Source organism: Sphingomonas trueperi (genome assembly GCF_011927635.1).
GTDB lineage: Bacteria > Pseudomonadota > Alphaproteobacteria > Sphingomonadales > Sphingomonadaceae > Sphingomonas > Sphingomonas trueperi.
In genome coordinates, this window is the sequence record NZ_JAATJB010000009.1 from 160802 (window position 1) to 169861 (window position 9060).

5 protein-coding genes and 1 pseudogene are annotated in these 9060 nt (G+C 68.5%); 2 read left to right on the top strand and 4 right to left on the bottom strand.

Annotated features, from left to right (window positions below):
* The first annotated feature begins 1 nt into the window (after position 1).
* Positions 2-1135 (top strand): hybrid sensor histidine kinase/response regulator, encoded by a 1134-nt coding sequence (locus GGR89_RS14720; RefSeq protein WP_125975343.1) that lies wholly within the window; start codon positions 2-4, stop codon positions 1133-1135.
* A gap of 327 nt (positions 1136-1462) precedes the next feature.
* Here the strand turns inward: GGR89_RS14720 and GGR89_RS14725 are convergent, their stop codons facing one another.
* The 4 genes from GGR89_RS14725 to GGR89_RS14740 are packed head-to-tail and all read right to left on the bottom strand — an operon-like array spanning position 1463 to position 8567.
* Positions 1463-2644, bottom strand: coding sequence for a DUF885 family protein (locus GGR89_RS14725; protein ID WP_125975347.1), 1182 nt, complete (start codon positions 2642-2644; stop codon positions 1463-1465).
* A complete protein-coding gene (locus GGR89_RS14730) occupies positions 2641-6438 on the bottom strand; it encodes a LamG-like jellyroll fold domain-containing protein (protein ID WP_125975349.1) in 3798 nt (1265 codons plus the stop codon). The genes GGR89_RS14725 and GGR89_RS14730 overlap by 4 nt, the downstream gene beginning before the upstream one ends.
* Positions 6439-6464: 26 nt before the next feature.
* Entirely contained in the window at positions 6465-7751 is a 1287-nt protein-coding gene (locus GGR89_RS14735) for an MFS transporter (protein WP_125975351.1), read from the bottom strand.
* A 36-nt stretch (positions 7752-7787) separates the two neighbouring features.
* On the bottom strand, positions 7788-8567 hold the full coding sequence (locus GGR89_RS14740; RefSeq protein ID WP_125975353.1) for a 2-keto-4-pentenoate hydratase: 780 nt from the start codon (positions 8565-8567) through the stop codon (positions 7788-7790).
* A 386-nt stretch (positions 8568-8953) separates the two neighbouring features.
* On the opposite strand from GGR89_RS14740, the pseudogene GGR89_RS22365 reads away from it, so the two are divergent.
* Positions 8954-9060 (top strand): annotated as a pseudogene (locus GGR89_RS22365) (5-dehydro-4-deoxy-D-glucuronate isomerase); the annotation flags it as partial.

The window sequence follows — 9060 nt, forward strand, 5'->3', positions numbered from 1 at the left end:
CATGTCCGCCCCAGACCCCGTGAAGTTCCTGCTCGTCGACGATCTCGACGAGAATCTGCTGGCGCTGGAAGCGCTGCTGCGGCGCGACGGCCTGGAGTGCCTCAAGGCGCGCTCGGGCGACGAGGCGCTGGAGCTGCTGCTCGTTCACGACGTCGCGCTGGCGCTGCTCGACGTGCAGATGCCCGGCATGGACGGCTTCGAGCTGGCCGAGTTCCTGCGCGGCAACGAGCGCACCCGGCACGTGCCGATCATCTTCCTCACCGCGGGCAGCGCCGACGCGCAGCGGCGATTCCGCGGCTACGAGGCGGGCGCGGTGGATTTCCTCCAGAAGCCGATCGACGCCGGCATCCTGCGCTCGAAAAGCAATGTCTTCTTCGATCTCTACGAGCAACGCCGCCAGATCATCGCCCAGCGCGACGAACTCGCGCGGCTGACCGAGAGCCTGCGTCTTGCCGATCGGCGCAAGAATGCTTTCCTGGGGATGGTCGGCCATGAGCTGCGCAACCCGATCATGGCGTTCGGCGCCGGGCTGCACCTGCTCAAGCGCCGCGCCGGCGAGGATGCGGGCGAGCAGGTACGTGCGCAGATGGAGCGGCAGGTCACCCACATGGCGCGGCTGATCGAGGACCTGCTCGACGTCGCCCGGATCGACCAGGGCAAGATCGTGCTGCGTGCCGAACGCATCGACCTGGGCGACGCGCTGGCATTGGCGGTGGAGCTCAGCCGACCGCAGATCGAGGCGCGCGGGCATCGCCTGACACTCGACCTGCCCGAGGCGCCGGTCTGGCTGCACGCCGACCAGGCCCGTATCGCGCAAGTGGTGAGCAATCTGCTCTCCAACGCCGCGAAGTATACGCCCGAGGGCGGCGCCATCGATCTGCGGGTTCGGCAGGAAGCAGGGCAGGTGGCGATCGAAGTCGCCGATACCGGGCTCGGTATCCCGCCGGAAATGCAGGGGCAGGTGTTCGACCTGTTCGCGCAGGTGGACCGCAGCGGCGAGCAGGCGGACGGGCTCGGCATCGGCCTGGCGCTGGTCCGGCAGCTGGTGCGCTTGCACGGCGGCAGCATCGTGCTCAAGGAGAGCGTTGTGGGGCAGGGCTCCACCTTCCGCGTGCTGCTGCCGCGCGCCGACTGAGGCGCCCACCTTCGCCTGCCCGCGCCTCGCCCCACAGCCAAGCCGGTGACCGAAGACAAGGGCTTCCACCCCGGGAACTAGCACGATGGCCGAGGCAGGCGGATACCTCGCGTCGGGCAGGTGCCGTGCGACATCCTCGGGCCTGCTGCCCGACCGCCACAATCTCTCGCCCATCACTTCACCGAGGGCGAACTGGAGGGTGCCTTCGCCCGCACGCGGGAGGCGATTGCCCGCGCGGTATCGCTCGCGCAGCCACATCGGGAATATCTGCGAGCGATTGGCGGGCTGGCGAGCGAGAGCCGTTAGGGAGGAAGCACGCGTCGCCGCTCAGCGACATTGCTCGGTTCTGCGGCGCCCGGTTTGGAGGAGCGCCGCATGGTAGCGCGGCCAGTCGCGTCGATCGCGCGGACGTAGGGCGCGGAGGCGGAGCGGCAGCCAAGCCTCGGCGGCGCGGACGGCGGGTTCCTTCGCGATCCGGGCCAGGTCCGCGGCAAAGGGCGCGAAATAGACGGGCTCGCCCATCGCGGCCCGCATCGCGGCCAGCGCCTGGTCGAGGCGCGCGCCGCGTACATGCAGGGCGATGTCCGCGAGGCCGCGGCAGATGCGGAAGAGCATCCAGTGGAGATGGCCCAGCAGCGCGTGCGGATCGGCGAACAGCCCGTCTTCGGCCATCAGCATCTCGGCATAGCTTCCCCAGCCTTCCGTGAAGGCGGCGGCATAGCGCAGCCGCAGCGGATGCGGGTCGGCGTTCGCTTCCTGGGGCAGCTGCGCCATATGGCCCGGCAGCAGTTCGTGCGCGACGACGCTCGGGAGCGAGAAGCTCGGCCGGCGGCGGATCTCCTTCAGGTCCACCACATAGGCGCCGGGCGTCCCCGCGCCGGGAAGGATGCGGTAGCCGCCCTTGCCGGCGGCGATTTCCTCGGCAGTCAGCGCGCGGATCTCGACCTGGCTGCATTCCGGGGGCAGGGCGCCGACCAGTCGCGGCAGGCGGGGCTGGATGGCGGCGAGCGTCGCCCGCATCGCGTCCACGGCGGCGGCGCGCCCGTCGGCGTCGTCCGGGAAGAGATAGCGCGGATCGCGCCAGAGCCGCTCGAAGCGCGCGCCCACCGTGGTTCCGGGGAGGGCGAGGCGATCGAAGGCTGCGGTGGCGCGTGCCAGCAGCGCGCGGTGGGCGGCATGGAGGTCTCGCTCCACCCGCGTCAGCTCGGCATCGTTCCCGGTGATCCGTTGCACTTGAAGGTCGAAGCGTTGCGATTCCGTCGAGGGTGCATGCTCCAGCGCCAGGTCGATGCGCAGCCCTGCGCGTGCTGCCTGAAGGTCGAGGTCGCTGCCGACCGACCCGCTCCTTGCCGGAAGGGGCTGGAGCAGGGCCAGGGCGCGGTCGGGCGGAAGCGCTGCCGCTTCGTCCAGTGCGTGGCGGACGTCGGCATCGTTGGTCGCTTTTGCCCGCAGGGGAGCGAGTGCCAGCACGCCGGCGCCTGCGAGCAGATGGCGCCGCGAGAAGGTCATCGGGCGGGTGTCAGCGTGACGCGGTTGTTGAGGCGGGTGACCTCCGGCGCGTTCTGCGGAAGCGCGACCTCGACGCTTGCCACTTGCTGCTTCGGCGCCGCGATCCGCACTACGGCTGTACGCGGCCGCAGGTCGGTCGGCGCATCGAGGGGCGGGATCGCCGTGGTCGCCAGCACCGCGCCATCGGCGGCGCGCAGCGTGAGCGTGCCGCCTACGACACGCTGCGCCCCGAGGCTGTGCACCGTCACCGCAAAGCCCTTGGGCGTGCGCACCACATCGTCGATGCCGATGCCGAGATCCGGCCGCTGCTCCACCGGCATGGTCGGGACTGCCAGCGCGAAGTCATAGAGGGTGGTGGTATGCGGCGCGAAGACGACCTCGGTGCCGAGGCTGCGCTCGAGTGGCAGCGTGACAGGGGGACCGTCCGCGATCAGCGTTTTCCCGCCGTCGCTGCTCGTCGACCGCTGCACCGTCCAGCTGCCGGCGGTGACGTTCCAGGCGGTCATCTTCGCGCGTTGCGGGCGATCGGTGCGGTTATAGGCGAGCACTCGGAAGCGATCGGGCGTCGCGCCGGGGACGAGGATCGCCACCTGCTCGCCGGCACCGTCCTCGGCGAAGCGCCAGGAGACGCTGTTGCCGGGCCAGGTCTGGTTGCGGCGGAGCGCGATGCCGCCCAGCCGCTCGCGCTGCAGGATCTCGTTGGGCTGCTCGACCCGGTCCGACCACCAATGGCCTTCGGTGTAGAGATATTCGTGCTGCGCCTTGTCCGCGATCGCCTCGGCATGGAGCCGTTCGAGCGGCTTGGTGTCGCCCGTCGCGTCCCAGCGGGCATAGAGCGAGAAGGGATCGGCCTTGGCCGCAGCGACGATGTCGGCGCGCAGCTTGGCGCCGCCGGGAAGCGCCGTGAAGGCGTTCTCGTTGAATTCGGCGAGGCTCGCCGCGCCGCTCTTGGCGATCCGCGCCTCGATCGGGCGGAGATATTTCGCGTCGCCGGTGAAGCGCCACGCGCTCCAGGCGCTCTGCAGCGGTGTGGTGACGCCGCCGCCGTCGCCGGCGCGCTCGGCATCGGTGCCCCAGTTGATCTCGTTGGGGAAGCTCCAGCTGCCGCTCGCATCCTGCCGGCCATGCGCCAGCCACCCGTCCATCACGCCGGTGACCAGCCCGCGCGCCTTCGCGTTGCCGTTGTACAGCCCGATCAGGATCGGCGCGTGCAGCACGGTAAAGCTGTACGGCTTCTGCCAGGCCCAGGCCGGGTCGCGGTACATCGTGCGCCCGCCATACCAGTTGGAAGCGAAGTGCAAATGCCCCGCCGGGTTCTTGAGGATCACGCCCTGCAGCGCCCGCGTCGTCTCCATCAGCCGCTCGACGGCCTTGGGCTCGCCCCAGTTGAGGTAGAGCCGCTCGGCATCGGAATTCAGGCCTTCCTCATAGGCATGCAGCTCGTCGGTGGTGACGGTGCCGAGCCCATCGGTACGCATGCCGTTGGCGAAGACCGCGTCGGACAGCGTGCGCAGCGAGGCGTTGATCTTGTCCGGCTCGATGCCCATCAGCGCGAGCCCCGGCCATTGCTGGGTCAGGTCGGTATCGTCGGAGATGCCGCCGCCGAAATCGCCATAGGGCACCTGCCGCTTGTCGATCCACCAGTCGACGAAGCGGCGGACATAGCGAAGGTCCTCCAGCTGCCGGAACGCCCAGAGCGGCTCGCCCGCCTGGGGGACCGGCTGCGTAAACGCGGGCAGGTTCTCGGGGCGATAGTTGATGTCCGCCCAATAGGTTCGCGCGAGCTTGTTGTCGGGGTCGACGCGCAGCAGGTCGGTCATGTCGGCGAACAGGCGGCGGTAGAGCGCCATCCGCTTCGACGCGGTATGCTCCTCGACCAGGAATGCCCAATTGTCCTTCACCTGGTTGAGCCGGTCCGTGACATGCTCCTGCAGCGCCTCGGCGCGCGGCTTGAACACCAGCCGGATGCGCGCGCCGTCGAGGCTCGTCGCCGAGAAAGCGGGATCGGAGGCGGCGATCGAAAGATAGAGGCTGTCCTGCGACAGGATGCGATCGCGCAGGTCCAGCCAGAGCGTGCGCTTTTCGCCGGGGCGGACGGTGACCGAGAGGTCGATCATGTCGCGCTCGGGCCAGATCGGGTCCTTCACCCGGATGTCCAGCGCGACCGGCCGGGCGCCGGGCAGCGCGGGCAGGTCGATCGCGATGCCGTCCAGCCCGTCATGGATATTCTGCCAGCCATAATCAAAGGCGCGGGCGACGGGCTGGTCGGGCGGGGCGTCGCCCAGGCTGGCAGGCAGGAGGATGTGGACGATCGGCGCCATGCCGGCCGGACGCGCCACCTTGCCGCCGCCGCCCGCCGCGCCAGCACCCACGGCGGCCTTCACGCCCGCGCTCGGCATCGCCACCACGGTCGCGCGTTCGTCGGGTGCGTAGCGGCCGGCGATGAAGGCGTTGAGCGGGGCCAGCGCCGCCAGTGTCGGCGCCATGTCCGCGCGGATGGTGTAGTCGAGCTTGAAGCTGCCTTCGGGCTCCGCGCCCGCGCCGATGTCATAGGCCCAGAGCTCCTGGATCGGCTGTTCCTGCATCACGTTGGTGAAGTGGAGGGTGCCGCCGGTCCGAGGCGCGAACTGGTCGACGCTGCGCACCACGCCCTGCGGCCGCTTGGCCAGCACTTGGTCCTTGCCGTCCCCGCTCCAGCCGAGCGTGCCATAGGCGGCGCCGCGCAGCTCGACCCGGTTGAAGCGCTCGCCTGTCGGCACCGTCAGGTCATAGCGCTTGCCGCCCTCGACATAGGTGTTCCAGTCGGGCAGCTCGAAATAATCGTTGCGGCCGGGCAGGCGCGAGCGGTTGTAGACGCCGGGCCAAGTCGTCTCGGCGATACCGTCCACGCCTTTCCACATCCATTGCTTGAGGTCCTTGGCGTCGGCGAACTCGACCTTGCGCACGCGAGTCACGGGCGCATCGAGCAGCGGCGGCAGCGCCTTGTCCCAGCCATAGCGGTGCAGCCAGGCGGCGCGTTCGGCGGTCCGATCGGGGGCGGGAAGGTGCCCCGGCTCCGCCTTGGCGGCCAGACGTGCGACATTGGCGGCGGACAGCATCCGGTCATAGACGCGGATCTCGTCCACGTCCGATCCGCGCATGAAGCTGTAGCGACTCTGCACCTGGTGCGGGGCGATGACGCGCCCGGCAAGCCCGAACTGGTCGAGCCCGGAGTCGAGATCGGCGCGCTGGTCCTTGCGGGCGACCTCGCGGCCATCGACATAGAGCCGGACGCCCTGCGTCTCCTCCCAGGCGAAGGCGATATGCTGCCACGCGGCGGGATCGGGCAGGCGGTCGATCCGCCACGAGACGCGAATCCGCGAGAGATTGGCGTCGGTGACGAAGGCGTCGAAGCCATGGCCGTTCCAGTCGATCCGCAGGAAGGCCATGTCCCAGCTCGTGTGATCCGCAAATCCCGCGCGGAAGATCACGAACGGCACTTCGCCCAGCGGCTCGCGCGCGCGCCAGAAGAAGGCGAGCGTGCCGCGCGCCGCGCGCATGTTGCCCGGCGCTTTCCACGCGACATAACCGTCGTCCGCCCAGCGCGCCGCGCCGCGGATCGCCCCGTCGGGCACGATGTCGACATGCGCGCGGAAATTGGGGGCGGGGTCGCCCTGCGCCACATCGGCATCGAGCGACGTGTCCGCCGATGCGCGGAACAGCAGACCGGGAGCGGCATCGGTCTGCGCCTGTGCGGGCAGCGACAGGCAACCGACTGCCAAAGCGAGCACGGAAGCGAAGGGGCGGGTGGGCATGGCGGCGATCCTCTCCTGCAACCGGCTCAGATGCTGTAGACTCGGGCGAGGCGCGGGCTCAGCAGATGGACCACCGCCACGGCGAGCAGATAGACGCTGCCGGCGACGGCGAAGATGATGGTGTAGCTGCCCGTCGCCTCGAGGATATAGCCAGTGAACTTGGCCATCATCATCCCCCCGATCGCGCCCACCGTCCCGCCGATGCCGACCACCGACCCGACCGCCGCGCGCGGGAACATGTCCGACGGGAGGGTGTAGAGATTGGCCGAGAAGGCTTGGTGCGCGGCCGTCGCCAGCCCGACGATGGCGACGGCGAGCCAGAGATGGTCGATATATTGGGCGAAGAAGATCGGCGTCACCAGGATCGCGCACGCCAGCATCGTCCATTTACGCGCGGCATTGGCAGTGAACCCGCGCTGCATCAGCCGCGACGACGCCCAGCCCCCGGCGACGCTGCCCAGGTCCGAGATCAGGTAGATCACGATCAGCGGCGGCCCGAAGCTGACCAGATCGAGATGATAGGTCTTGGCGAGGAAATCGGGTGTCCAGAACAGGAACAGCCACCAGATCGGGTCGATCAGGAACTTGCCCAGCGCATAGGCCCAGGTCTCGCGATAGCCTAGCAGCTTGAGCCAGCCGATCTTGCACACCGGATCGGGCATGTCGCTTTCGATATAGGCGAGCTCGGCAGCGGAGAGCTTTTTGCTCTCCTTCGGCCGGCGATACAGCGCCACCCAGGCGACCAGCCAGACCAGGCTGGCGACGCCGGTGACGATGAAGGCCATCCGCCAGCCAAAGGCGATGGTGATCGCCGGCACGATCAGCGGCGTCACCACTGCGCCGACATTGGCGCCTGCGTTGAAGATACCGGTGGCCAGCGCGCGCTCGCGGGCCGGGAACCACTCGGTTACTGCCTTGAGGCCCGCAGGAAAGTTGCCGCTTTCGCCGATGCCGAGGATGAAGCGGGCGACCGAGAACTGGAACGCCGAGCCGACAAAGCCGCACAGCGTATGGCCGAGCGTCCAGATGACGAAGGCGATCGAATAGCCGATCCGCGCGCCGACCCAGTCGACCAGCTTGCCGAAGGTCAGATAGCCGATCGCATAGGCGGCCTGGAACCAGAAGATGACGTCGGCATAGGTGGTTTCCGACCAGCCGAGCTCGCCCGAGATGGTCGACTTCAGCACGCCGATCATCTGGCGATCGACATAGTTGATCGCGGTCGCCGCGAACAACAGCGCGCAGATCACCCAGCGATACCGCCCGACCTTGTCTGCCGCGGCCGCGACCGCCGGCGCCTCCCTGCTAGCCATCGGCTCTCTCTCCTGTGTGCGGCCGCTTGGCGGGCCTTATTGTGCCGTGATCGTGCAGCGTAGCGAAAGCCGGCCGTCGAACCGCGCTTCCACCCGATCGCCAATCGCGACGGGGTGGACGCCGGTGACCGCGCCGGTGGAAATCCATTGGCCCGGCGTGACCGCGATGCCGCGCGCCGCCAGATGCTCGAACAGGAAGCGCGCCGCGCCGAAGGGCCCGTCGAGCATGTCCGCCGCGACGCCGGTGCCGATTTCCACGCCGTTGATGTGGAGCGCGACGGGCCAGCGGTTCAGATCGATTTCGCGCCAGTCGTCGATGGGGGCACCGACGATCAGGCCGTTATTGTTGCCGAAGTCGGAGATGGTGACCATCGGGCCGTGATCGTTGATGCCGGCAAAGGGCGAACTGGCGATCTCGATGCCCACATGCACCGCATCGATCAGCGCGCGCGCCTCGGCCATGCTGAAACGGCGTTGCGCCGGATCGGGCGCCCGGCCGATGCGCAGCAGGAATTCCGCTTCGGCCGCGCCGAAGCCGTCGGCGAAGATCGGCATCGCGACGCCGTCTTCCGTCTCGACCTGATCGGCGAAAATGGGACCCGCCAGCCGGTCGACGCCGTCGACGGGCGGGTTGATTCGCCCGACTTTCCAGCCCGCGACGGCTTTCGGCACCAACGCCAAGGCTGCGTCCTGCACGGCATAGGCTGCAGGCAGGTCCGCTGGAATGGCGCCGGGGAATGCGGCAAGCGGGGAGGCAGTCCGGCGTGCTTTTACGAACGCGCGCGCTATCTGCGAAATATCGCTATTCGGCTCCACTGCCGCCCCTCTCGCTTTGATCGTCCTTTTCCCGATCGGTATGGGAAACCGGTGTCAATGGCAAGCTGCCGCGTGCGGTACGGACGTAAAATCGTTTCGACGGCGACCAAGGAAAGTGGATCGAGCGAGTCGAGCCCCAAGTGTTACATTCATGCAACACACGGAAGTCGAAGCGGATCTCTACGCCAAGACGCAGCAGGTGCACCAGGAGGGTTGCGCACGCTCCTGACACCGGTTACCAATTGGGCCAACCGCTAGACGCGGCGGATGGAGAGGATCGTCATGATCGGCGTTTCCCGATGGGTGCAAGGTGCCTGCCGGTGTCGGCCGGCCTTGTCCTGATCGGCGCATCGACTCCGTCCCGCATGATTTTGAAGGAGTGCCGGATGTTCGACCGTACCTATTACGCCACGCACCCGGACATGATGGCGTGCGTGAGCAATGAGGAACTGCGCGACCGCTATCTGATCTCCGGGCTGTTCCGGGAAGGCGA